23 protein-coding genes are annotated in these 22,959 nt (G+C 39.5%); 16 read left to right on the top strand and 7 right to left on the bottom strand.

What is annotated here, in order from left to right; all coding sequences use genetic code 11:
- Positions 1 to 23: 23 nt before the first annotated feature.
- The 6 genes from aroD to M3189_RS19540 all read left to right on the top strand — a co-directional run bounded on the left by aroD (position 24) and on the right by M3189_RS19540 (position 5,822).
- Complete coding sequence (gene aroD / locus M3189_RS19515) at positions 24 to 788, top strand: type I 3-dehydroquinate dehydratase (protein WP_251636838.1); 765 nt, start codon at positions 24 to 26, stop codon at positions 786 to 788.
- A gap of 316 nt (positions 789 to 1,104) precedes the next feature.
- Positions 1,105 to 2,463, top strand: coding sequence for an arsenic transporter (locus tag M3189_RS19520; RefSeq protein WP_251636839.1), 1,359 nt, complete (start codon positions 1,105 to 1,107; stop codon positions 2,461 to 2,463).
- Positions 2,464 to 2,492: 29 nt separating this feature from the next.
- Positions 2,493 to 3,170, top strand: a complete 678-nt coding sequence (locus tag M3189_RS19525) for a DUF2642 domain-containing protein (RefSeq protein WP_251636841.1) — start codon at positions 2,493 to 2,495, stop codon at positions 3,168 to 3,170.
- 223 nt (positions 3,171 to 3,393) lie between these two features.
- A complete protein-coding gene (locus M3189_RS19530; protein ID WP_251636844.1) occupies positions 3,394 to 4,269 on the top strand; it encodes an aldo/keto reductase in 876 nt (291 codons plus the stop codon).
- 11 nt (positions 4,270 to 4,280) lie between these two features.
- Positions 4,281 to 4,781: a hypothetical protein gene (locus M3189_RS19535; RefSeq protein WP_251636845.1), complete on the top strand. Its 501-nt coding sequence runs from the start codon at positions 4,281 to 4,283 to the stop codon at positions 4,779 to 4,781.
- 15 nt (positions 4,782 to 4,796) lie between these two features.
- A complete protein-coding gene (locus tag M3189_RS19540) occupies positions 4,797 to 5,822 on the top strand; it encodes a DUF418 domain-containing protein (protein ID WP_251636848.1) in 1,026 nt (341 codons plus the stop codon).
- A 38-nt stretch (positions 5,823 to 5,860) separates the two neighbouring features.
- On the opposite strand, the gene M3189_RS19545 is transcribed toward M3189_RS19540, so the two are convergent.
- Positions 5,861 to 7,696 carry an LTA synthase family protein gene (locus M3189_RS19545; RefSeq protein WP_251636851.1) on the bottom strand — a complete coding sequence of 612 codons (1,836 nt, stop codon included), beginning with the start codon at positions 7,694 to 7,696 and terminating at the stop codon, positions 5,861 to 5,863.
- Between the two features lie 193 nt (positions 7,697 to 7,889).
- On the opposite strand from M3189_RS19545, the gene M3189_RS19550 reads away from it, so the two are divergent.
- The gene (locus M3189_RS19550; protein WP_285889747.1) at positions 7,890 to 9,173 is read left to right on the top strand and encodes an MFS transporter; all 1,284 of its coding nucleotides are present in this window, start codon (positions 7,890 to 7,892) and stop codon (positions 9,171 to 9,173) included.
- A gap of 21 nt (positions 9,174 to 9,194) precedes the next feature.
- Here the strand turns inward: M3189_RS19550 and M3189_RS19555 are convergent, their stop codons facing one another.
- Positions 9,195 to 10,961 (bottom strand): ABC transporter ATP-binding protein, encoded by a 1,767-nt coding sequence (locus tag M3189_RS19555; protein WP_251636853.1) that lies wholly within the window; start codon positions 10,959 to 10,961, stop codon positions 9,195 to 9,197.
- A 120-nt stretch (positions 10,962 to 11,081) separates the two neighbouring features.
- Between M3189_RS19555 and M3189_RS19560 the strand changes: the two genes are divergently transcribed.
- Positions 11,082 to 11,444: a DMT family transporter gene (locus M3189_RS19560; protein ID WP_251636856.1), complete on the top strand. Its 363-nt coding sequence runs from the start codon at positions 11,082 to 11,084 to the stop codon at positions 11,442 to 11,444.
- A complete protein-coding gene (locus M3189_RS19565) occupies positions 11,444 to 11,758 on the top strand; it encodes a DMT family transporter (RefSeq protein ID WP_251636859.1) in 315 nt (104 codons plus the stop codon). Before M3189_RS19560 ends, M3189_RS19565 begins: the two co-directional genes overlap by 1 nt.
- Before the next feature lie 37 nt (positions 11,759 to 11,795).
- Here M3189_RS19565 and M3189_RS19570 read toward each other — a convergent pair whose 3' ends face one another.
- On the bottom strand, positions 11,796 to 12,242 hold the full coding sequence (locus tag M3189_RS19570; RefSeq protein ID WP_251637100.1) for a redoxin domain-containing protein: 447 nt from the start codon (positions 12,240 to 12,242) through the stop codon (positions 11,796 to 11,798).
- A 126-nt stretch (positions 12,243 to 12,368) separates the two neighbouring features.
- Positions 12,369 to 13,112 carry a C39 family peptidase gene (locus M3189_RS19575; protein WP_251636862.1) on the bottom strand — a complete coding sequence of 248 codons (744 nt, stop codon included), beginning with the start codon at positions 13,110 to 13,112 and terminating at the stop codon, positions 12,369 to 12,371.
- 388 nt (positions 13,113 to 13,500) lie between these two features.
- Here M3189_RS19575 and M3189_RS19580 point away from each other — a divergent pair, with 388 nt between their 5' ends.
- The 5 genes from M3189_RS19580 to M3189_RS19600 are packed head-to-tail and all read left to right on the top strand — an operon-like array spanning position 13,501 to position 17,487.
- Positions 13,501 to 14,451, top strand: a complete 951-nt coding sequence (locus M3189_RS19580; RefSeq protein ID WP_251637102.1) for an ABC transporter permease — start codon at positions 13,501 to 13,503, stop codon at positions 14,449 to 14,451.
- On the top strand, positions 14,444 to 15,394 hold the full coding sequence (locus tag M3189_RS19585) for an iron chelate uptake ABC transporter family permease subunit (RefSeq protein ID WP_251636865.1): 951 nt from the start codon (positions 14,444 to 14,446) through the stop codon (positions 15,392 to 15,394). The genes M3189_RS19580 and M3189_RS19585 overlap by 8 nt, the downstream gene beginning before the upstream one ends.
- Positions 15,391 to 16,152, top strand: coding sequence for an iron ABC transporter ATP-binding protein (locus tag M3189_RS19590; protein ID WP_251636867.1), 762 nt, complete (start codon positions 15,391 to 15,393; stop codon positions 16,150 to 16,152). Before M3189_RS19585 ends, M3189_RS19590 begins: the two co-directional genes overlap by 4 nt.
- 19 nt (positions 16,153 to 16,171) lie before the next feature.
- On the top strand, positions 16,172 to 17,119 hold the full coding sequence (locus tag M3189_RS19595) for a siderophore ABC transporter substrate-binding protein (RefSeq protein WP_251636869.1): 948 nt from the start codon (positions 16,172 to 16,174) through the stop codon (positions 17,117 to 17,119).
- Positions 17,120 to 17,169: 50 nt separating this feature from the next.
- The gene (locus tag M3189_RS19600) at positions 17,170 to 17,487 is read left to right on the top strand and encodes an antibiotic biosynthesis monooxygenase family protein (RefSeq protein WP_251636871.1); all 318 of its coding nucleotides are present in this window, start codon (positions 17,170 to 17,172) and stop codon (positions 17,485 to 17,487) included.
- Between the two features lie 62 nt (positions 17,488 to 17,549).
- Here M3189_RS19600 and M3189_RS19605 read toward each other — a convergent pair whose 3' ends face one another.
- The 3 genes from M3189_RS19605 to M3189_RS19615 form a co-directional block, all read right to left on the bottom strand.
- Positions 17,550 to 18,038, bottom strand: coding sequence for a hypothetical protein (locus tag M3189_RS19605; protein WP_251636873.1), 489 nt, complete (start codon positions 18,036 to 18,038; stop codon positions 17,550 to 17,552).
- Positions 18,039 to 18,492: 454 nt separating this feature from the next.
- Positions 18,493 to 18,612 (bottom strand): methionine/alanine import family NSS transporter small subunit, encoded by a 120-nt coding sequence (locus M3189_RS19610; protein WP_251636875.1) that lies wholly within the window; start codon positions 18,610 to 18,612, stop codon positions 18,493 to 18,495.
- Between the two features lies 1 nt (position 18,613).
- A complete protein-coding gene (locus M3189_RS19615; protein ID WP_251636878.1) occupies positions 18,614 to 20,119 on the bottom strand; it encodes a sodium-dependent transporter in 1,506 nt (501 codons plus the stop codon).
- Between the two features lie 201 nt (positions 20,120 to 20,320).
- Between M3189_RS19615 and M3189_RS19620 the strand changes: the two genes are divergently transcribed.
- Both M3189_RS19620 and M3189_RS19625 read left to right on the top strand, forming a co-directional pair.
- A complete protein-coding gene (locus M3189_RS19620) occupies positions 20,321 to 21,658 on the top strand; it encodes an alkaline phosphatase (protein ID WP_435368106.1) in 1,338 nt (445 codons plus the stop codon).
- A 203-nt stretch (positions 21,659 to 21,861) separates the two neighbouring features.
- Positions 21,862 to 22,956: a cytochrome-c peroxidase gene (locus M3189_RS19625; protein WP_251636881.1), complete on the top strand. Its 1,095-nt coding sequence runs from the start codon at positions 21,862 to 21,864 to the stop codon at positions 22,954 to 22,956.
- The last annotated feature ends 3 nt before the right edge of the window (positions 22,957 to 22,959 follow it).

Raw genomic sequence — 22,959 nt, forward strand, 5'->3', positions numbered from 1 at the left:
TGGAGTGGAGTGGAGTGGAGAAGATGAAAAGAAGTGTTACCGTAAAGGGGATAAGTATTGGCGAAGGAGCTCCGAAAATTTGCGTTCCTATGGTAGGGAAGACGATACCAGAATTAACAGAGGAAGCAGATTTTCTAAAAACAACAGATCTAGATGTAGTAGAATGGCGTGTTGACTTTTTTGCTGATGTAGAAGATTTGGACAAGGTTAAAGATGCACTGAGAGAAATTCGTTCTATCCTGCCTGATACACCGCTTGTTTTCACTTTCCGGAGTGCAAAAGAGGGCGGAGAAAAGGAAGTCAGCACATCCTATTATTTTGAATTAAATAAGGTAATGGTGGAAAGTGGTCTGATTGATATCGTTGATGTCGAGCTGTTTAATAATGAAGAATCCATTAAAACACTCATTTCGGTTGCACGTAACCACAATGTGTATGTGATTATTTCAAATCATGATTTTCATGAAACACCCGCAAAAGAGGAGATTATATCTCGATTATGCAAGGCTCAAGAATTAGGCGGTGATCTTCCAAAAATTGCCGTCATGCCACAAAGCGCAGCGGATGTTTTGACCCTTTTAGATGCAACAAATACCATGAACGAGCATTATAATGACACACCAATTATTACGATGTCTATGGCGGGTAAGGGAGTTATCAGCCGATTAGCAGGTGAAATATTTGGATCTGCTCTGACATTCGGTGCGGCCAAGAAATCATCAGCTCCTGGTCAGGTGCCTGTCACCGAGTTACGGAATATTTTATCTCTGATAAATAGAAGTTTATAATGTTTTAGGTAGTAGCCCTTTAATTTGAGACAGTCATGAGAGTTCCTCATGACTGTCTCTTTTTTTTGGCTTAAATTACTGAATTTCTTAGGCATGGGTTGGTTCATTAAAGACAGTTGTCCATAGATTTCAGTGGATTTATAGAGGAAAAGGGTACAAACCTAATGCGTGTTCACTTCCTGATACATATAAATAAAGTACAACCTGACAACAGGGATAGATGGAAGGGGGGGACATGAGCGGACTTGGATCACCTGAGGAGGTAGAGTCGTCTCATGGAACATCATGAAAACTAACTAGATTGGAAGGGGAAAAAATGATTCAACCTATGGTTTGGATGACCATTTTAGCTTTTGTGGCTACACTCATCTTTATTCTGTGGAGACCTAGAGGAATTAACGAAGCCATTCCTGCCACAATAGGTGCGATATTTGTATTAATCAGTGGAAGTGTTTCGCTTACAGATCTTGGAGTTATTACGGAAACCATCTCGGGTGCAGCCATAACCATTATGGCAACCATCGTCATGGCGATTGTTTTAGAAAGTTTTGGGTTTTTCAATTGGGTAGCAGAAAAGCTCGCAGCGAAAGCAAAGGGGTCAGGTATTCGTTTATTCTGGTACGTTAACCTTTTATGCTTTCTCATGACACTTTTCTTCAATAATGATGGAAGTATTTTAATCACGACTCCGATACTTGTCATGTTATTAAACAATATGGGGTTGAAGAATCATCAGAAGATCCCCTATTTATTATCAGGTGGTTTAATTGCTACGGCATCAAGTGCTCCCATTGGTGTCAGCAATATCGTCAACCTTATTGCTTTAAAAATAGTAGAAATGGACTTGTGGCTGCATACGGCGATGATGTTTGTCCCTGCAACACTCGGACTCTTATTACTTGTAGGGCTCCTGTTTCTTCGCTTTAAAAAAGTAATACCAAAAACGGTTCCGGTTAAAGTATTCGGATTGACTAGAAACTCCTATCATCCACTTAAACCGGGTCCGACTTATTCCTCTGAAAAACAACGGTCTCGGTTTATGCGAAATATCCTTCTTTTCGTGTTTGCCGTACGTCTCAGTCTTTTTGTCGCATCATACTTTGCTATACCTGTATCAGTAATGGCTGTGATAGGATCACTTGTCCTTTTAGGCTGGAGATGGGCTTATTTAAAAGTATCACCTGTCGATATGCTGAAGAAAACCCCATGGGATATTCTCATATTCGCATTTAGCATGTATGTCATTATTTACGGGCTGCATAATATTGGTTTGACAAATTTGCTGATTGATTATATGCGTCCGATGGTATCAGGAAGCCTGCTCCATGCGAGTGTCATGATGGGTGCACTATTAACGGTTCTCTCTAACATCTTTAATAATCATCCAGCTCTCATGGTCGGAACGCTTACGTTAATGAATATGGACCTTAGTCCGCTAGCTTTAAAAGTCTCCTATTTAGCTAATGTGATTGGAAGCGATATGGGGTCATTATTACTGCCAATGGGAACGCTCGCAACGCTAATGTGGATGCACATCGTTCGAAAAGGAAAAGTCTTGATCACATGGTGGGAATATGTAAAAATCACCTTTGTTGTTATTCCACCAGCGACTTTGTTTACTTTAGTTGTTTTATATTATTGGGTTTCATGGTTATTTGGCGGAGCACTGCAGTAAAGAGAAGTTACGAATAAAGGAGAAATTAAATGAAGACGTTTAATGAATTAGTGGGAAAAAATATAGAAGTAGAGATTTCTGGGGGGAAATTTCACTCTGGGACTATGGTTGATTCGGGATTAGATATCCTTGTTTTATATGTGGGTAGAAGTCAAAGGTTTCTTTATATTCCAGCCGTTCATATTCAGAGGGTGAAAGAGGTGACAATGGAACAAAATTCGATTGTGTATGAACCTCCAACAGAAAAACCGATTGAACCTGATTCCCTTTCCATATCATTCCGTGGAATATTGACGAGTGCAAAGGGGAGGTTTGTCGAGGTATATGTAACAGGTAATAAATCTATTCACGGCTATTTGACGAGTATCATGAACAATCACTTTGTCTTTTACTCACCTGTATTCAAAACCGTGTTTATTTCGATGGATCATGTTAAATGGCTCATTCCCTATCCTGAACATAGTGCTCCCTATTCCATCATCAATCAGACCCTTCCAGCAGCACCTGCCTCCATTCCATTAGCGAGAAGCTTTGAAGATCAGTGCAAAAAGTTAGAAAATCATCTTGTAGTTATTGATGGCGGCGACAGCAGTGAAAAAATAGGATTGCTTCAAAAGGTCTTGAATTCCCAACTAACACTCGTTACAGCAGAAAGGGAAATCGTGTATCGGAATTTAAAACATGTTAAAACGATTCATTTCACGTGAACACAATGGAATTTAAGTCGATTATAAGAGAGAAAACAAAAAATAATCCAAGCTTGTTTGGCTGACAAGGATGGATTACTCTTTTGCAGTACGCAGGTAATAGTGAACCGTGGTAATAGGGGCCGCGGTTTATTTTTGTTATACTTATTGTATTAATAAAATATGATTGGATGATTCACTTTGTTCAGGTTAACAGATAAAAATGTTGTTAAAGGGGATCGCAATGATACAAAGAAATCTTGGAATGACAAATGTAAATGTGGCGATAATTGGTCAAGGAACTTGGACATATGGGGAAAATAAAGGTTTGGAATTAGAAGAAGTAAAAGCATTAAGATTTGGGATAGAAAATGGAATGACTTTAATTGATACTGCGGAAGAATATGCCCAAGGCGGAGCTGAACGAATAGTGGCAGAGGCGATTAAGGATTGCCGTAAAGAAATCTTTTTAACAACAAAGGTCTCAGCCAAAAATTGTTCCTATTTGGGAGTTATTGAGGCTGTAGAGAGAAGTTTGGAGAGATTAAAGACCACCTATATTGATCTTTATCTCCAACATTGGCCTAGTAAAGAGCATCAGGTAGAAGAAACCATGAGAGCAATGATGTATTTAGTGGAAAAAGGGTTAATAAAATATATAGGAGTAAGCAATTTTACCACTGAATTGATGACTGTAGCTCAAGGCGTTTTAGGTGAACATATTCTTACATGTAATCAAGTAGGATACCATTTAAACGACCGAAGGGTAGAAAACGATGTGATTCCTTACTGCCAAGAACGAGGCATAGCGGTTATGGCATACTCTCCATTTGGCTATGCTCCAAAATTTTTTGGCGGAGCCGGATTCCCGGAACCAGGTACAAAGGAACGTCAGGTGTTGGACGAGATTGGTGGGAAATACGGAGCATCTCCTTATCAAGTTGCTTTAAACTGGATACTAAGGCATGAAGGAATCATTGCGATTCCGAAAGCGAAAGACATTGAGCATATTAAAAGTAACTTGAAAGCGTTAGAGTTGACCTTATCGGAAGAAGACCTAAAGATTATTGATTCTTACTTTCCAAAAACAAATGAAGGAATGAGTTTGGTAACGTATTAGGAGGAAAAAGCTTGCCTCATAAACTCTGGATTGCAGTAAATAGTATTTTAATTGTATTTTCGTTTATTTATATTTGGTTTTTTCGTCCACATGACAGCAATTTGGTAATAATTGCTCAGTTTCTGGCACAAATGGCAATGATTCTATTTTTAATTAATATCAATATGTATTTCATCTTTTTAGTGATACGCAAATCATCGGTAAGGCAGATAAAGATACGTCTTGCAAAGTTTTCAAGAGTTATGATGAAATGGCATATTAAAATAGCGATAACAGCTACAACGATTATTATCGGTCACGCTGCTATTAATTTATTTGAAATTGCGCCTGTTGTTGGGTTTGGCAATTTGAAACTAATCAGTGGCTATCTAGCCATAGCCATCATGCTTCTTACATTATCTGCAGGTTATTTGCGCCATAAAAAGGCTTCAGGGTTTCGACGTAAATTTCATCTCACAACAGCAATGGTCTTTTTTCTACTATTCCTTATACATATGTTCATACCAATCTAACCTGAGGTGAGGATAATGAAGCCAACTGAAGGAAATGAACGAATAGATATTCTAGATTATTTACGGGGGGTTGCATTACTAGGTATTATTCTTGTGAATATCCTGCCATTGCTTGCAGTTAAGGTGCCTGAACCTGCTTCGGCGGATGCATTCTACCAGCGGTTTCTCTTTTTATTTGTTGAGGGCAGGTTTTATACACTTTTCTCATTTTTATTCGGTGTAGGATTTTATCTATTTATTTCAAGAGCAAACTCAAAGGGAAAAAATGGCTATCTTTTGTTTTTGAGAAGAATCGCAGCACTATTTATCTTAGGATGGTTCCATGTAAAGTTCCATCCTGGTGAAGCGTTAACGGTTTATGCGGTTACTGGGCTCCTTCTACTAGCTTTTTATAAAGTGAAAAAAGAAATTAACCTCGGTATTGCTCTAATACTCCTGATTGTCCTAAGTATGATGGCATTTAAGCTGTTTTTAGTGGTACCGTTAATGCTGCTAGGGATTACAGCAGGTCAATACCGCCTATTTGAAGGATTGGCTCAGAAGATAAAAAAGGTATCAATCTTTACCGCTCTTTTGTTAATCATGAGTATTGCGGGACTCAGTTATCAATATCAACATGCCCCAGCTAGTCCATTTGGTTTTTATTCAGGAGTGGATGAAGCAACTTACCAATTTTTAAGTATAGGGATTATGATTGGACCGCTTGTTTCTGCTTTATATGTGGGCGTGCTAATCCTGCTTTTGCAAGTACCAATTGTTCAAAAGCTGCTATCACCATTGAAAAGCTATGGGCGGATGGCTCTGACAAACTATATTTTTCAAACTGTCTTTATCTACTTAGCTGGTTATCTATTCAACTTGTTTGAGTCATTAACATATCTTCAATCTCTGGTTCTTTGTCTAACGATTTATGTTATCCAGCTCATTTTTAGTGTCATCTGGCTACGATTTTTCCAATATGGTCCTTTGGAATGGATTTGGCGTACATTCACGTACTTAGAGATTCCGCATTTAAGGAAACGAGTTAGAGAGATTCAGTAAAGGTAAAGGACCTGCATGACAGCATGCAGGTCCTTTACCTATTTCTCTGTTTGTTCTTTGCGGATATAATCCGAGTACTCCATGATGGATAGGGTGTTATCCATTCTTTCTTGAAGTCGATTGGTATTCTTTGTTTTCTTCATCGTCTTTCGGTCATAGATGGATGCAGGAAGCTTCGCACTTGGTGCTGTGTAAAAGGTTTTATCACTGATAAACGAACCACCAGGCAGATAATAGCGCATTCCTAACAGATTCTTTTTATAGTGAAAAAGATTGTGCCCAATCATTTGTGAATCATGTTCAATGCCCAGCAAGTTTAATAGAGTCGGCATCAGGTCAATTTGACCCCCAAGATGGGAATAGGTTTCACCTTCAAAGAGACCAGGTACCGTGAATAACACCGGAATAACAAAACGATCCTGCATCGTGTATTCATGCCCAAGTACTTCTTTCAAAAGAACTTTATCATCCTCGGTAACGGGTGCACCGTGCAGGCCAGAGTGATCACCATAAATCAGAATAAGAGATTCATCATAGATACCAAGATTCTTTAACTGGTTAATGAATAACCCGATTTGTTCATCTGTATAGCGAACTGACTGGAAGTAGTTTCCGACGTAGGTATCTTTATAGTTGTCAGGCAAGTCTAGAAACTCAAATTCCTCTGGCATTTCAAATGGTGTATGACTTGTGAGCGTAATAATATTGGAATACATCCTGTTGTGTGATTTCAACTGTTTTGGCAGCTGTTCCTCCACAAAGTTAAATAACACTTCATCTGCAGGGCCAAAGCCAATTTCCTTTTCGTTAGGAATCTCGTTGCTTGTGTAGATATAATCAAATCCCAGCGCAGGATATAGTTTATCGCGGCTCCAATAGGTAATATCATCCGCATGGTAGGTTGCAGCACCGTAGCCGTTCTTCTTTAGTGTCCAAGCTAGTGATGGAATTTCTGTACCCTCCAAGGTATTAACTGTCGGGTCCATGCCTTCTGGATATAAGGAAGTATGCATGAGCCATTCTGCGTCAGATGTATTACCAGCCCCAATTTGCTGATATACGTTATCGAAATAGGCACTTTCTTTTAAAAGAGTATTTAAATTTGGCGTAATTTCTTGACCATTAATCCTTTGATTGATGGTGAATTCCTGTAAGGACTCCACTTGGATAATGAAAACATGGCGATTTTTTGCAAGACCAAAGGTGTCATGTTTAACGGCAGGAACAAAGGTATTGCCTTTTAGTTTTTCTAAATCCCTTTCAGACAAATGCTCTTGACTGGCAAAAGCTGTTCCAAGACTGTTTTCATAGGCCTGAACGAATTGTGATTGGATATAGCCATGCTTTTTTGCAAAATAAGAAACATCAATCAATGGGTAGCGGAAAGCGATAATCGTCATAATGAGTCCCATACAGCCAAAGCCAATGGCTAATTTTTTAGCCGGAACAAAGGATGATGCGTTTTTCTTGAAGTACCAAATAAGTGGAAGTACTAAGACAACATCTAGGAAAAATAAAAAGTCATATGGACTTCCCAGCAGGGCAACAGTTCCACCAACGGAGTTTGATTGATAAATTTGTTTGACGTCGTAATAAGATGGAACGGTTGAGAAATAGCGAGTATAATAAACGACGACAATGAACAGAACCGATAAGAATAAGTTATAAAGCCAAATAGCGAACCAGATCCGTTTTTTTAAAAAGATCATAAGGGCTGATAACATAAGAGCCCACATTGGAAACTCAACAAGTAAAACATGAAAAAACGATGTGTTTTCAAAAACTACAACCTGAAAGGCATAAATTTTTATAAACAAAACAACCAATAGCAATACAATTGGATGAAGAAAACCAGCAATTGAAATCTTATTCATAAAAAACACCTCTATAAGATACTCTTCTCTCTTTAACTTATCAAAACATCTACGATTCTATCAACTAATAATCGAGAAATAAATATTAATTCTTGCGAAACCTTGGGATTCCACTGAAATAATTTTTCCAATATGATATGATTATGCAGAATTTTGGCAAAAATAACTTTATAACAATTAAAGGGGGAATATGATGGAGGTTAATAATCAAGAGGGGTCGATGACCATTCAAACAGGTAAGCCTGCAGGAAGTATTTTTAGCAATCGTATTGTTTTAGCCATTATGTCTTCAAACTTTTTACTGCAGTTAGGGATTTGGATAAGAAACTTTGCCATTTTACTTTACGTTACGGATATTACCAATAATAATCCAGTATATGTTTCCTTAATTTCTGTCGTTGAATTTGCACCTATCTTTATCTTTTCCTTTATTGGTGGAACATTTGCAGACCGTTGGAAGCCTAAACTAACGATGGTTTGGTGCGATTTGTTATCTGCCGTATCGATTGGGTTGGTGTTGTTGGCCCTTCTCTACGGATCGTGGCAGGCAATCTTCTTAGCCACACTCGTTTCAGCCATTCTATCACAGTTTTCCATGCCTTCAGCAATGAAGCTCTTAAAGCAGCATGTTCCTGGTGAACAATTACAATCTGTTATGGCGATGTTCCAATCGTTAATGGCCATATTTATGGTTATTGGGCCAGTTATTGGAACACTTGTTTATCAAAGATATGGAATTTACATCTCAATTGGCGTTATGGGAGCGATGTTTTTACTTTCCGGGCTTGTATTAATGTTCCTTCCTCGCGATATTGAGAAGGAAAAAACGAATGTGGAGAATAACTTTAAGAAAGAATTGGGAGATGGTTTCCGCTATGTCCTCTCCAAAAAGATTTTAAAATCAATGGGCGGCGTTTTTACCGTTTGTGGTTTAGCGGTGGGTTTGATTTCACCTCTTGCAATTTTTGTCACGATGGAGAAACTGCAAATGCCTAAAGAATTTCTCCAGTGGTTATTAATGGCAAATGGTGCTGGTATGTTACTTGGCGGTGGAATTGTGATGGCTTTTTCCAAGAAGATCTCCCCACAGAAGCTCTTGGCGCTTGGAATCTTTGCAAGTATGTTCTTTACTATTGGGGTAGGTTGGTCTACCAGTGTTGTATTGACGCTTGTTTTACAAGTATTAAACGGCATGTTCTTCCCATGTATTCATATAGGAATTAATACGATTATTCTTAAGTATACAGAGGAAAACTTCATTGGGCGGGTAAATGGCGTACTTAATCCATTGTTTATGGGAACGATGGTCATTGGAATGTCAGTGGCAGGAGTCATAAAAGTTCCCATGACAATATCTGGTGTCTACACTCTTTCGGGTATATTATTTTTGCTAGGTGCTTTACTCATTGTTCCTCTTTTTAAAATAAAAGAGGAGGGGGCAATTCTCCCAATGACAGAGAAACAGCCTCATGCTTAGGATAAAAAAGGTGCATTTAGCTCAACTTAATGCACCTTTTTTAGTATTTTCTTGGCTAGTTAATTGTTGTTCTGCGAATTCACGGTATAAATCATGGGATTGTATTAATTCGTGATGGGTGCCGATTCCCGTTACTTTTCCTTTTTCGATAAAAATAATCTTATCTGCATCCACTATGGTTGATAGGCGATGAGCAATGACAAAGGTAGTACGGCCTTCCATTAATCGGGATAAAGCCTGCTGGACAATTCCTTCTGATTGGCTGTCCAAGCTTGCCGTTGCTTCGTCCATCATTAAGATCTTAGGGTCACGTAAAAAGGCACGTGCAATCGCAATGCGCTGTCTTTGCCCGCCTGAAAGTTTAACCCCGCGCTCTCCAACCTCTGTGTCTAATCCGTCTGAGAAGGCTTTAATAAATTCACTTGCATACGCCATTTCTGTAACTTTCCAGAGTCTTTCATCAGAAATGGTTTCAACATCGGGAAGCCCGTAACATAAATTTTCGCGGATAGTTCCCGCCATCATGGCACTTTCCTGTGAGACATAACCAATTTGACTGCGCCAGGCTGCAGCCGATAAATCCGTGATTGGGATTTCGCCAACCATAATTTTTCCTGAGGTCGGCTCGTAAAAGCGTTCAATTAAGCCGAACATAGTAGTCTTTCCTCCGCCGCTTGGACCTGCAAATGCAATCATTTCCCCAGGCTGCGCCTCAAATGACACATCAAGAAGGACAGGTTCATCTTCACTATAGGAAAAGGAAACATTTTGAACCTGAATTGGCTTATTACTGATGTCCAATTCCATGCCTTTTTGGCCTTCTTCTAGAGGGAGGTTCAAAATTTCAATTATCCGCTCGGTTGCTCCTTTTGCTTTTTGTAGCTGTGTAAAAAACATAGCGAAACTGGTAATGGGAAAAATAATTTGAAAGAGATAAAGTAAAAATGCAACAAGTGAACCGGTGGACATCGTTCCATTTGCCACACGCATGCCTCCGTATCCAATAATCATCACGATCACCATCATGACAACCAGGTACATGATGGGAGCGATTAACGCCGTAATCCGTGCTTCTTTTAAACCAAACCCTAGTAATTTCTCGATCCCTGATATTCCTTTTGTCTCTTCATGCTTTTCTGCTGTTGAAGCCTTCATTAATCGGATTTCGCTTAACGTTTGCTGGATGTTACCGGTAAAGGCAGCTGTTTCATCCTGCAGACCACGTGAAATCTTCGCCATTTTCCTGCCAAGCGGCATCATAATAATAAAGGTAAGGGGAACAGAGATTAACATTAATAATGTCATTTTCCAATCCATAATCAGGAGAATCGTTATGGCGCCGATGATGGAAATAATACCTGTAATAAATTGCGGAAAGTGATTTGAAATTAAATCACGGACAATACTCGTATCGTTGATAACACGGCTGACACTTTCACCACTCGATTGTTTATCAAAATAACTTACGGGTAAACGAATTAATTTGACCCACATCTTTTCACGGAGCCGGGCGACAATTTTTTGACCAACAAAGCTTAAAAGGTATATCGATACCCCATTGATGACCGCTTGGAAAATAAAAGCTGCTCCAATCCCAATCATGAGCGGAACACTTAGAGAGGACACCGAGAATCCATCTACTAAATTTTTCGTTAACACTGGAACAAGAAGGCCAGCAAGAGTTGTAATCAGACTTGCTGTCAATCCAATACCTAATGCAAGCTTTGGGATTTTTGCTGATAAAATAAGGGAAATAAATGGCTTTAAACCATCTTGATTAGGGTTCATACGTACGACTCCATTCCAAAAAATTACTTCAATATGCATAATACTTTCATATGAAGTGATATGCAAATGATAATTTGATAAGATGGAGCAAGGAAAAGAAAGAGAGGAATTATAGATAGTATGAATGAATCAAAAGTGATAACAAATTCAAATACAGCGAGTGAATCCAGAGCATGGTTGTACGTTGTTCTTGCGGGATTTCTCGAAGTGGTCTGGGCAAGCGGATTTAAATACGAGGAGGTTCCTACCCTCGTTGTTCTTATAGCCATCTTATTAAGTTTCGATTTAATTATTAGAGCCACGAAAGTTATCCCAGTTGGGACGGTTTACGCTGTATTTGCCGGGATTGGTACGATAGGAACTGTCATTGTCGAGGTTATTTTTGAAAATGGCTCGGTCAGTCCATTACGGATACTCCTTATTTTATTACTGCTGGCTTGTATTATTGGCTTGAAATTAACAAATAAGGATGGTGAAGTTTAATGGATTGGCTGATGCTTGTTTTAGGAGGATGTTTTGAAGTCATTGGGGTGATCGGTTTAAAAAGGACGGCTGATAAAGGAAACTTTGTCAATTACCTCATACTAATTGGAGGATTTATCATGAGTTTCCAGCTGCTCGTTCAGGCAATGGAAACGATACCGTTATCAACTGCCTATGCCGTTTGGACTGGGATTGGAACAGTAGGGGCAGCGATTGTTGGGATGGTATTCTTTAAGGAATCAAAGAGCTGGCTGCGGATTGCATGTATATTAGGTATTATTTTCTCAGTCGTTGGCTTAAAGCTCGTACATTAATAAAAACATCTCTCGAATAATCGGGAGATGTTTTCATTTATTGTGTAGTTAACTTCTCAAGCTCTGAAAATACCGCTTCATAATCTTCCTTTTTATCCGCTTTAAAGGAAGTGTTTATGTAAGTGATCATCCCATCTCTATTGATTACAAAGACGGAGCGGATGGCAACCTCGCCTTTTTCATTAAACACCTTATAGTCTTTGATGGTCTGCCTTTTCCAATCGGATACTAAAGGATAAGGCAATGTCCCCATGCTGGCAGCAAAAACTCTGTGCGAATGAATATGATCTGCACTGATTCCAATAACCTCAGCACCTAACTGTTCAAATCTTTTGTAGTCCTCTTTCCAAGAGGCGATTTCCTTAATTCAGCCGGGAGTAAAATCCATTCCATAAAAGGCAACCACCAGATTCATCTTTCCTCGATACTCCGAAAGTGAAAGGGGGTCCTTAGTTGTTGCAGGTAATGAAAAATCAGGGGCCATGTCCCCAATCTTTAAGGATGCTTCCAAGAAAAATCACTCCTTTCTAAAAACTAAGTCTATTGCTAGGTTCTCCAAGTTGATAGGAAATTAGACAAAAAAAGATGGTGCCTGGCACCATCATCGTACTTAATAGGAAATGGCCTGGCTTCCAAATTGGGCCCAGCTCGTTACAAAGTTTTCAATATCAGCTGATCTATTTTGGTCGGGAAAAAAGGGATCATTGAAATACACATTATTCTCATCATAACCGGTTACAAGAACGGAATGGACTTTTCGGGTGATTTTGACTTCACCTTCATTTGTATTCCATGTTTCCCAGTGTTTTTCCGGTACAAAGGTATAGGTGCTTCCGACGATCACCCAAACCGGTTTACCCTCGTTAAGCTTTTTTTGTACAGAAGAAAAAGGGTCTCCGGTTATATTATCAATTTGACTCGGCAGGTATTGATTTGCAAGGTCTTCAATTACCTCATGATAAACACCTAAGCCAGGTTCATTATAGGTATACATATTCCCAACGAATCCTTGATGGGGATTTCCATACATTCCATCACTTAGATAAGGTACCTTGGTTATTTCATCTGCGAGAGTGAGCTTATCAACTGGAACGCCAGCAAAATTTATTAGCATTGCCAGGCTGGTTACTTCACAGCCACGGGGTAGTTCAGGAAATTGCATCAAGGCCGGAACAGACAATAGTATGCTTTCTCTCATAAGGGTCTCCTTTTGATATACAACCACCGTCCGATTCATATGAACATCTGATTTATATTCTGCGCTCGTTTTTATCGGTAAGGTAGAAGCGAAGTAGATGGGAAAAATTAAAAGGAGACTTACCAATGTTATTTTTTTTGGCTGATGATTTTTCATGTAAGAACTCCTTTTCTATTTTTCTAACTAACTAAGATTCTAGAATTTTATACTATGGTCGCTGAACTAAGCTACTACTTTTTACCTAATTATTACAAATTCCCCATTGAAAGGGATTTCTCCTCCAAATAGTATTTTAATCCTTAAAGTAAAGCACTCTATTGAAGATTTACGAGGTTAACACCATCTTTATGTCACAAATTATTCAGAAATTAGTGAAAATAGTTCTCAATTGTTTATTGACTAGACAAATTACACTGTTTATAATCAAATGTATAGGACGTTGATAATGATTTTCAATGTCATTTATTTTTGTTTATAAGTGATAAAGATTCTCAATTAGAATAAGAATGAGAGAATAATTGAAATGTTGGGGACTGCGACGATGATGAAGAAAAGCTATTTACTACTAGGATTAATACTCTTATCTGCTGTTTCCTTGTTTGTTGGGGTTAGCAGTATATCACCATTGGATTTGTTGGATGTCCAATCCGAGGAGACCCAGATTTTCCTTATCAGCCGACTTCCAAGGCTAGTGGCAATCCTGCTTGCAGGAGCTGGGATGAGTATTGCAGGTTTGATTATGCAGCAGCTAAGCAGAAACAAATTTGTCTCGCCAACTACGGCGGGAACGCTAGACGCAACCCGGCTGGGGATTCTTGTTTCTATGCTGTTGTTTGCAAATGCAACGATGCTTGAAAAAATGGCAGTAGCCTTTGCGTTCGCACTTGCTGGTACCTTTTTGTTTATGCAAATTCTTGATCGAATTAAATTTAAAGATGCTATTTTCATCCCGCTTGTTGGGTTGATGTTTGGGAATATTTTGTCCTCCGTAACAACCTTTTTCGCTTATCGCGCTGACGTTATTCAAAATATGTCTGCTTGGCTGCAAGGGGATTTTTCAATGATAATGAAGGGCAGGTATGAACTCCTTTACATAAGTCTTCCGATATTAATCATTGCTTATTTCTATGCTAATCGCTTCACTGTGGCTGGTATGGGTGAGGACTTTTCAAAAAACCTTGGGCTTGCTTATCGGCGTGTTGTGAATATAGGACTTATCCTTGTTGCACTCGTTACGACCACAGTCGTTTTAACAGTAGGAATTATCCCGTTCTTAGGTTTAATTATTCCGAATATCATATCGATTTTTAAAGGTGATCATTTGCAAAAAACGTTGCCGCACACAGCACTCCTTGGAGCTATTTTCCTTCTGATTTGCGATATATTGGGCCGGGTGCTCATTTATCCCTATGAGATTTCAATCAGTCTCATGGTTGGAGTAATCGGAAGCGGAATTTTCTTATACTTATTGTTCCGGAGGAAGGCCTATGCGTAACTCAGTAAAATTGGCTATACTCGCACTGATCGCTGCGGGAGCTTGTGCCGTCTATTTATTTCATGATCTAAACGGAAGCTATGGATATGCCCTGCCAAAACGAACGATAAAAGTGCTGGCAATGGTCTTAACAGGTGTCACGATTGCTTATGCAACTGTTGTATTTCAAACTATTACCCATAATAAAATCTTAACACCGAGTATCATGGGGCTCGATTCACTCTATATGCTGTTACAAACATTGATTATCTTCTTTTTAGGCTCAGGCCACATAATAATTGTTAATAAACAGGTGAATTTTATACTTTCAGTGGTCGTAATGATTGTATTTGCACTCTTTTTATATAAGTTTCTATTTAAAAAGGGCAATCAGCCAATCTACTTTTTATTGCTTGTGGGAATCATTGTAGGAACGTTTTTCTCTAGTATCTCTACTTTTTTCCAAGTGTTGATTGATCCAAATGAATTTCAGATTGTACAAGACAAAATGTTTGCGAGTTTTAATAATATAAATTCAGACTTAGTCTGGCTGGCCATTGCGATTGTCTGCCTTGTAATGATCTATGCATGGCGGTTCTTAAGGTATCTAGACGTATTATCCTTAGGCCGTGATACGGCCATTAATTTAGGGGTTCCCTATGATTCGATTGTCAAAAAAATGCTTGTAATTGTGTCAGTCTTCATTTCAATCTCGACTGGCTTAGTAGGACCGATTACCTTTTTTGGCTTAATTGTTGCCAATTTGTCTTATCAATTTTTCAAAACCTACAAACACACCGTACTAATAACGGGTGCAATTCTCATGAGCATCATCGCTCTGGTTGGCGGACAATGGGTGGTTGAAAGAGTCTTTAGTTTTTCAACAACGCTAAGTGTCATTATTAACTTTATTGGTGGAGTGTACTTCATCTATTTACTGCTAAAGGAGAGGAAAGCTGCATGATACAGGTCCGAGCTTTGTCAAAGTTATATGGTAAAAAGTCGGTTGTTGAGGATGTAACCGTTGATATTCAGCCGCGGAAAATCACGAGCTTTATTGGTCCGAATGGAGCAGGTAAATCGACGTTACTATCCATGGTAAGCCGTCTTTTAGATTTAGATACAGGTGAAGTACTAATAGACAAGTTCGATGTGAAAAAGATGAACTCTAATGAGTTTGCCAAGAAGGTTTCGATTTTAAAACAGTCCAATTACATGAATGTTCGCTTGACGATTCGTGAATTGGTATCCTTTGGACGTTTTCCTTATTCTAAGGGGAGGTTGACGGAGGAAGACGAACGGATGGTTGATCAATCTCTTGAGTATATGCACCTTACCGATATGCAGGATAGCTTTTTAGATGAGTTATCAGGCGGTCAAAGGCAGCGTGCGTTTATTGCGATGGTTATTGCACAGGATACAGAGTATATTTTGCTCGATGAACCATTGAACAATTTAGATATGAAGCATTCCGTTCAAATTATGAAGATTCTGCGACGTCTGGTGGATGAGCTTGGTAAAACCGTTGTCATTGTACTTCATGATATCAACTTTGCGTCAGTTTACTCTGACCGCATTGTAGCGATGAAGGATGGTAAGGTCGTGAAAGATGGACCTACGGAAGAAATTATTGAATCGGCGGCATTAAAAGAAATTTACGATATGGATATTCCCATCCAGAAGATGGATGGCTGCAGAATTTGTGTATACTTTAGCTCATGAAAAAAGGAGAGATTTAGGAATGAAAAAGTGGAGTTTCTTAGTTGTAATGATTTCAATGATGTTATTATTAGCAGCTTGTGGGTCTATGGAAGATAGCAAATCAGAATCAACCGATGCAAAAACGGCAGCAGCAGAGAAAATGACGATTGAACATAAATATGGGGAAGCAGTTATTGAAAAGAATCCAGAAAAAATAGTTGTTTTTGACTTTGGAATTTTAGATACATTAGATGAACTTGGTGTGGAAGTAACGGGAGTTCCGCAAACAGCGATTCCAGCATATCTAGAAAAATATGCTGGTGAAGGATATACGAACGTTGGAAGCTTAAAAGAGCCTGATTTTGAAGCGATTCATGCGATGCAGCCGGATGTTATTTTCATCTCTACTCGCCAAGCGGAGTTATACGAACAGTTCGCAGAAATCGCTCCAACGGTTTATGTGGAATTAGATTATACAAAATATATGGAGTCATTTGAGAAAAACATGAATCTTGTTGGTGACATTTTTGATAAGAAGGATGAAGTAGCAAGTGCGGTAGAAGAGATTAAAGCAAGTGTTGAAGAGGTAAATAAAAAGGCCTCGGCACTTGATAAAAAAGGGTTAATCGTCTTAGCAAATGAAGGAAAAGTAAGTGCTTATGGACCAAGCTCACGTTTTGGTGTCATCCATGATGTATTTGGTTTCGGTGCAGCAGATGAGAAAATTGAAGTATCAACGCATGGTCAAAGCATTACCATGGAATACATTATGGAGACGAATCCAGACGTATTGTTTGTGATTGACCGAAACTCAGCAGTAGGCGGCGAAGCTGGAGCTGAAAAAGTAATTGAAAACGAACTTGTTAAAAAGACAACTGCTTTTAAAGGCAATAACATCATTTACTTAGATCCAGATGCTTGGTACCTCAGCGGTGGCGGACTACAATCTGTAAAACTGATGGCTGAAGAAATCGAAGCTGCGTTATAAAATGACGAGCCAGGTTTTCCGCCTGGCTTTACTTTTAGGGAGGGATATTCATGTTTTATCAGATTAGAAGAATCATAGTGAAAGAGGGATTCAGTGAGCAGGTAGTCGAGAACTTTTCAAATCGAGGAGGCTTGATGGCTCAGCGACCTGGATATATTGGAAAACAGATTTTGGTGAAGAAGGTTCGCCGAGGCGAAGAGGAAGTTATGGTAATGGTTCAATGGGAATCTGAAGAGGATTGGAAAAATTGGGAGAAGAGTCCAGAGCATATTGCCGGTCATAAGGCGAAGCGCAGTGCAGGTGCGGCTGCTGAAAAACCTGAGTACATCGTTGAAACCAGTCATGATCTTTACTATGTAAAAGGATAAATCTTGAAAAGGCTGACCTTTAGAATCACAGCTGTGATCTAATGTGATCAGCCTTTTTTTTATTATTCTTTTTCGATTTCCACGTTATGTTCTTTTGCCAATTCGTCTAGCTTTTCATTGTAGTCTTCGATTTGCAGACGCCCTTCTTCTAGAAGTTGATTGGCCTCAGCAATCAAGTTAGAATCTTGTTTTTCGATGGCTTCAATAATTTTCTCAAAGGCACTTAATTGGACCTTCGCTCCAGATAGATAAATGTCATGAATCTCTTTAAGTTCATCTGTCTCAATGGGTACATTCTCAAGTTCAGTAATTAGATCAGTGTAGTTGGGTAGTACCACGTTTACAAGAGCATCATACATGGTTTGATCATCCTTATAATTGGCCCCAGCAACTCCCTCATAAGCTGTAACCGCCTTTTCCTCCAGCCCCTGTGCTGTCTTCATCTCCTCATTTATATAATTCAAAATGTCATCCTGAACAGGACCGCCACACGCAGCTAAAATAAAAAAGAAACCAAATACCATCACAGCTAACATTCGCTTCCTTCGCATAACCCCACCTCCATCGACCATTATATGAACAAATGGAAGTCCACTATGTATGAACAAAATCGGAATGATTTTGAAAAAACAATTAAATGCCTATCAATCTTTATGCCAGTCCAACATTAGATAAAGAGACAAGAATAATTAGGGATAAGGATGGAGTGAAAATGGCAAAGAGGAACAGAGGGAAAACAATTAACTACCTGCCATCAAGAGGCCGAGGGACATGTCCTTTATGTGGAAGGACAAGAATTAAACTGTTGTATCCGTATAAAGCAGAAACCGGCCAAACAATCAAAGTGTGCAAAAACTGCCGGATTAAAATAAAATAAAGGTCGTCTAACGGTGACAGGCACCGCCCGTGGACACTTTCCACCTAGGGTGGACACCTCCACCCCTCAGGCGGACACTTCAAGCAAAAAAAAGGATGAGGACCAGAGCGGTCCCCATCCTTTTGGATTTACAAAGAGTTTTTGGATGCTTTTTTAGATACTCTTACTACGTTAAGGATGCTGGCTGCTAAACCGCCCCAGAGTATGACCATTCCAACTACCATCATTGTGATTGAACTTGCTGACATGTTAAACAGCCTCCTTTTTTTGTTCTGTATTCATATTTGCTTTCCAGCCTTTGAGTGAGAGGAGTATTCCTCCAAGGATACTTACCACAACTACTAGTAAACCTGCGTACATGATAAGGTCTGTTGGGTAACCTTCGTAATTTTCCTTTAGGTTTTGGCGGATGTTATCAAACATCATATAACCAAGTACAATCGGTGTAACGAAAGTTAAGCATATCTTCCACCATGCTCCCACACGCAGGTCTGAGATGGCATTAGAGTGGGACTGTAATCCGTTAAGTCCTTTGAAGAACCATGCAATTAACACTACTTCTACCAATCCTGCAGTAACAACCCCAAAGTTATTGATGAAATAATCAACGACATCTAGGATGTACAGTCCTCCATTTGTTGCGAAAAGTAAGGATATCGCAGTAGCTGCTAGTCCACTTGATAATACTGCTTTTGTACGGGATACATTGAATTTCTCCTGAATACCCGCTACAAATGTTTCTACAATTGAAATCAATGATGTCATTCCAGCAAATACAAGGGATAAGAAGAACAAGACCCCAAAGAATCCATTCATGCCAGGGAATTCGTTAATGATACTTGGGAAGACAACAAACGCAAGGCCAATCCCACTGCTTACTACTTCGTCAACTGCCACTCCTTGTTGATTCGCCATAAATCCTAACGCTGCGAATACCCCAATACCAGCTAGTAATTCAAATCCTGAATTGGCAAAAGCCGTAATGAATGCATTGTTATTGATATCAGACTTCTTAGGAAGGTAGCTTGAATATGTTAGCATGATTGCAAATCCAATTGATAAGGAGAAGAAAATCTGTCCGTAGGCTGCAATCCATACCTTACCATCAAAAATCATATCCCAGTTTGGTTTAAAAAAGGCGTCTAAACCTTGAACGGCACCTTCTAGTGTTACGGCACGAACAACGATGATAAAAAACATAACAACTAAAGTAGGCAGGAAAATCTTATTTAGTTTTTCGATTCCTTTTGAAACCCCGCGATAAAGGACAAAAATTGTGACTGCCCAAATGAATAGCAATGGAATCACAATGCCTGGAACTAAACCACCGATTTGACCAGGTTTTTCAGCAATTTTCAAAACATCACTGAATAAGAAACTGCCAGGATCTGAACCCCATTGTGTACCAAAGGAATAAATCGTGTATTTAACGGCCCAAGCTACGATAACAGCATAATACGTACAGATTACAAAAGAGATTAATAGCTGCCACCAGCCAAGCCATTCTGCTTTTTTATTTAAGCGGAAGAGTGAGAGAGGTGCTGAACCTCTGTATTTATGACCAAGAGTGAACTCTAGTATCAAAATTGGAATTCCTGCTGTTAAGATTGCGAATAAGTAGGGTAGAAAAAATGCTCCCCCGCCATTTTCATACGCTACTGCAGGAAACCTCCAGATATTACCTAAACCGACTGCGGAACCTACTGCAGCCATAATAAAACCGTATCTTGAACCCCATTGCTGACGTTTTTCCATTTAATAAACCCCCTAGGTTAAATCTATCTATTTTATGTTTTGTAAAAATTCAGATAACTAATTCGTTATACTAATATATCTATTATTTTTCGGAATGTCAAATAACTTTTTAAAATTTTTGTCGAAATGTGTTGGAAAGGATAATTTTAATAGCATCTAACCATAATAAATACATTTCATTCATTTGGAGGGAATTGACTTATGAAACTCTTGGCTAAGGGGATTTTTACATTGGTAATCAGTTTATCTATTATGTTTACAAGTACGATAGGAATCTGTGGTGCCACTGTGAATAAAGGTAAAGGGGATATTAAAAATATTATTTTTCTAATTGGTGATGGCATGGGTGTTTCATTCACATCGGGGTACCGTTATTTGAAAGATAACCCAGCTACCCCAGAACTAGAATCAACAGAGTTTGGCCCGTACCTTGTTGGCCAACAGACCACCTTTCCAAATGACCCCAGGCATAATGTAACGGATTCTGCTGCTTCGGCAACAGCGATGGCGACCGGTGTAAAGACCTATAATGGAGCCATTGGAATTGGAAATGATCACTCAAAATTAAAATCAGTTCTTGAAGTAGCTAAGGAAAAAGGGAAGGCAACAGGGCTTGTCGCAACAGCCCCTATTACCCATGGTACCCCTGCAGCCTTTGGTGCTCATGTGGTTAAGCGGAAAAACATGAGTGCGATTGCGGATGATTACTATGATGATTTAGTAAATGGTAATCATAAGATAGATGTTTTACTTGGCGGAGGGACTGATTGGTTTATCAGGAAAGATCGGAACCTAGTGGAGGAGTTTGTTAAAGAAGGATACAGCTATGTTACGAACCTCGAGGAGCTGAGGAACGATCATAATCCTCGGTTGATAGGGCTATTCGCAAAGAACGGCCTGCCGAAATGGATTGATCGGCCAAATGGCGTTCCGTCTCTAGCGGATATGGCAGGTTCAGCAATGGAGAGACTTAATAAGAATGATAATGGATTTTTTCTAATGATAGAAGGAAGTCAGATTGATTGGGCCGCACATGACAATGACATCGTGGGAGTAATGAGTGAAATGGAAGACTTCGAGAAGGCGTTTAGGACAGCCATTGATTTTGCGAAAAAGGATGGACATACATTGGTGATCGCAACAGCTGACCATTCAACAGGGGGATACACGATAGGTGCCGGAGGGCAATACAATTGGTTTAGTTCTGTGGTAAAGGCAGTGAAGCGGACACCAGATTATATGGCTCTGAAAATAGCAAAGGGAGCAAGTGTCAAAAACACGTTAACGAAATATATCGACTTTCCTTTAACAAAAGTCGAAATTAATTCAGTTCATAGTGCGGCTAGAGCCCAAAAAATAAGAAACATCGACAATGCAATAGAAGAAATCATCAATACCCGTTCCTTCACAGGCTGGACAACAAAAGGGCACACAGGCGAAGACGTAAACGTTTATGCCTTCGGACCAGGAAGCGAACGCTTTAGAGGACAAATCGACAACACCGACCACGCCAAAATCATCTTTGACATTCTGAAGTGAGGTGGTGCCTGACACCGATCGGGTTTACTCGGTGACATTGCTCGGTGACAGGCACCGCTCGTGGACACTGTCCACCTAGGGTGGACAGTTGGTTAGAAGTATCAGAAATTGTTTGCTAATTTCTTCACATTCGGGTGCTCTTTTTTAATAAAACCAATTTTATAATGGTGATAAGATATTAAAACCAGAGGAGCACTCTAAATATGAAGAGAATCATGAAAGGCGTAGTTTTTACTTTATTACTATGTATTGGATTGTCGGCATGTGGTGAAAAGGAGAAGGTAAAGGCTCCGTCGAATCTTCCAGCAGACAAGCAGGCTTCAGCACAAAACAGTGAGATAACTCCAGAAGAGCTTCTAGACAGCATCCGAAAGCATACGACACTTGTACCTCTAGGAGATATACCTGTTCCGGAGGATAATCCAATGAAATCGGAAGTGCTTGAACTTGGGCAGGCTTTATTTTTTGATCCGAGGCTTTCAGGGAATAATCAGGTTAGCTGTGCTACTTGTCATGACCCGAGTTTGGGTTATGGCGACGCAAAACCGACTTTTGATAAATATACGGGCGGTAATGGAGCTCGGAACAGCCCAACGGTCATTAATTCCGGTTATTATAACTCCAACTTTTGGGATGGTCGTGCGGCCTCTCTAGAGGAACAAGCGCTGGGACCGATTCAAAATCCGAATGAAATGAATCAGCCTTTAAATGAACTTATAAGTGAATTATCAGCCATAAATGGATACCAGGAACGTTTCCAAAGTGCATTTAACGAGGGAGTAACAGAACAAAATATTGCAAAAGCCCTTGCTGCTTTCCAAAGGCAAATTGTTGTAAAGGATACCTCTTACGACAGGTTTCTAGAAGGGGACACAGAGGCATTAACGAAGCAAGAACTCAGCGGACTCAGATTGTTCACAGGAAAAGCCTTTTGTGTGACCTGTCATAATGGTCCTATCCTTTCGGATAACAATTTTTACAATATTGGTCTTAATACCGAAGACGAAGGTCGAAAAGCAGTTACCGGACAAGAAGGAGACTTAGGCCGCATTCGTACCCCTGGATTATATGGAATTACTCATACTGCACCATACATGCGGGATGGCAGTATTGCTACACTTGAAGAAGTGATTGATTATTATGACCGCGGCGGGGATAACCACCCCAATAAGAGCTTTTTTATTCAAAAATTTATGAGTCCTATTGGCTTAACAGACCAAGAGAAAGCAGATTTATTGGCCTTTCTAAAGACCTTAGGCGGAGAGCCGCCGATTTTTACCAAACCAGAACTTCCATAATAA

Source organism: Neobacillus niacini, from assembly GCF_023715415.1.
Lineage (GTDB): Bacteria > Bacillota > Bacilli > Bacillales > Cytobacillaceae > Neobacillus > Neobacillus niacini_C.

Coding starts and splice junctions, on each gene's coding strand:
- M3189_RS19540 (WP_251636848.1), top strand. CDS start 4,797: ATGAAGCCAACTGAAGGAAATGAACGAATAGATATTCTAGATTATTTA.
- M3189_RS19525 (WP_251636841.1), top strand. CDS start 2,493: ATGAAGACGTTTAATGAATTAGTGGGAAAAAATATAGAAGTAGAGATT.
- M3189_RS19615 (WP_251636878.1), bottom strand. CDS start 20,119: ATGGAAAAACGTCAGCAATGGGGTTCAAGATACGGTTTTATTATGGCT.
- M3189_RS19585 (WP_251636865.1), top strand. CDS start 14,444: ATGCGTAACTCAGTAAAATTGGCTATACTCGCACTGATCGCTGCGGGA.
- M3189_RS19590 (WP_251636867.1), top strand. CDS start 15,391: ATGATACAGGTCCGAGCTTTGTCAAAGTTATATGGTAAAAAGTCGGTT.
- aroD (WP_251636838.1), top strand. CDS start 24: ATGAAAAGAAGTGTTACCGTAAAGGGGATAAGTATTGGCGAAGGAGCT.
- M3189_RS19530 (WP_251636844.1), top strand. CDS start 3,394: ATGATACAAAGAAATCTTGGAATGACAAATGTAAATGTGGCGATAATT.
- M3189_RS19605 (WP_251636873.1), bottom strand. CDS start 18,038: ATGCGAAGGAAGCGAATGTTAGCTGTGATGGTATTTGGTTTCTTTTTT.
- M3189_RS19565 (WP_251636859.1), top strand. CDS start 11,444: ATGGATTGGCTGATGCTTGTTTTAGGAGGATGTTTTGAAGTCATTGGG.
- M3189_RS19555 (WP_251636853.1), bottom strand. CDS start 10,961: ATGAACCCTAATCAAGATGGTTTAAAGCCATTTATTTCCCTTATTTTA.
- M3189_RS19580 (WP_251637102.1), top strand. CDS start 13,501: ATGAAGAAAAGCTATTTACTACTAGGATTAATACTCTTATCTGCTGTT.
- M3189_RS19560 (WP_251636856.1), top strand. CDS start 11,082: ATGAATGAATCAAAAGTGATAACAAATTCAAATACAGCGAGTGAATCC.
- M3189_RS19575 (WP_251636862.1), bottom strand. CDS start 13,112: ATGAAAAATCATCAGCCAAAAAAAATAACATTGGTAAGTCTCCTTTTA.
- M3189_RS19620 (WP_435368106.1), top strand. CDS start 20,321: ATGAAACTCTTGGCTAAGGGGATTTTTACATTGGTAATCAGTTTATCT.
- M3189_RS19595 (WP_251636869.1), top strand. CDS start 16,172: ATGAAAAAGTGGAGTTTCTTAGTTGTAATGATTTCAATGATGTTATTA.
- M3189_RS19550 (WP_285889747.1), top strand. CDS start 7,890: ATGGAGGTTAATAATCAAGAGGGGTCGATGACCATTCAAACAGGTAAG.
- M3189_RS19625 (WP_251636881.1), top strand. CDS start 21,862: ATGAAGAGAATCATGAAAGGCGTAGTTTTTACTTTATTACTATGTATT.
- M3189_RS19520 (WP_251636839.1), top strand. CDS start 1,105: ATGATTCAACCTATGGTTTGGATGACCATTTTAGCTTTTGTGGCTACA.
- M3189_RS19610 (WP_251636875.1), bottom strand. CDS start 18,612: ATGTCAGCAAGTTCAATCACAATGATGGTAGTTGGAATGGTCATACTC.
- M3189_RS19545 (WP_251636851.1), bottom strand. CDS start 7,696: ATGAATAAGATTTCAATTGCTGGTTTTCTTCATCCAATTGTATTGCTA.
- M3189_RS19600 (WP_251636871.1), top strand. CDS start 17,170: ATGTTTTATCAGATTAGAAGAATCATAGTGAAAGAGGGATTCAGTGAG.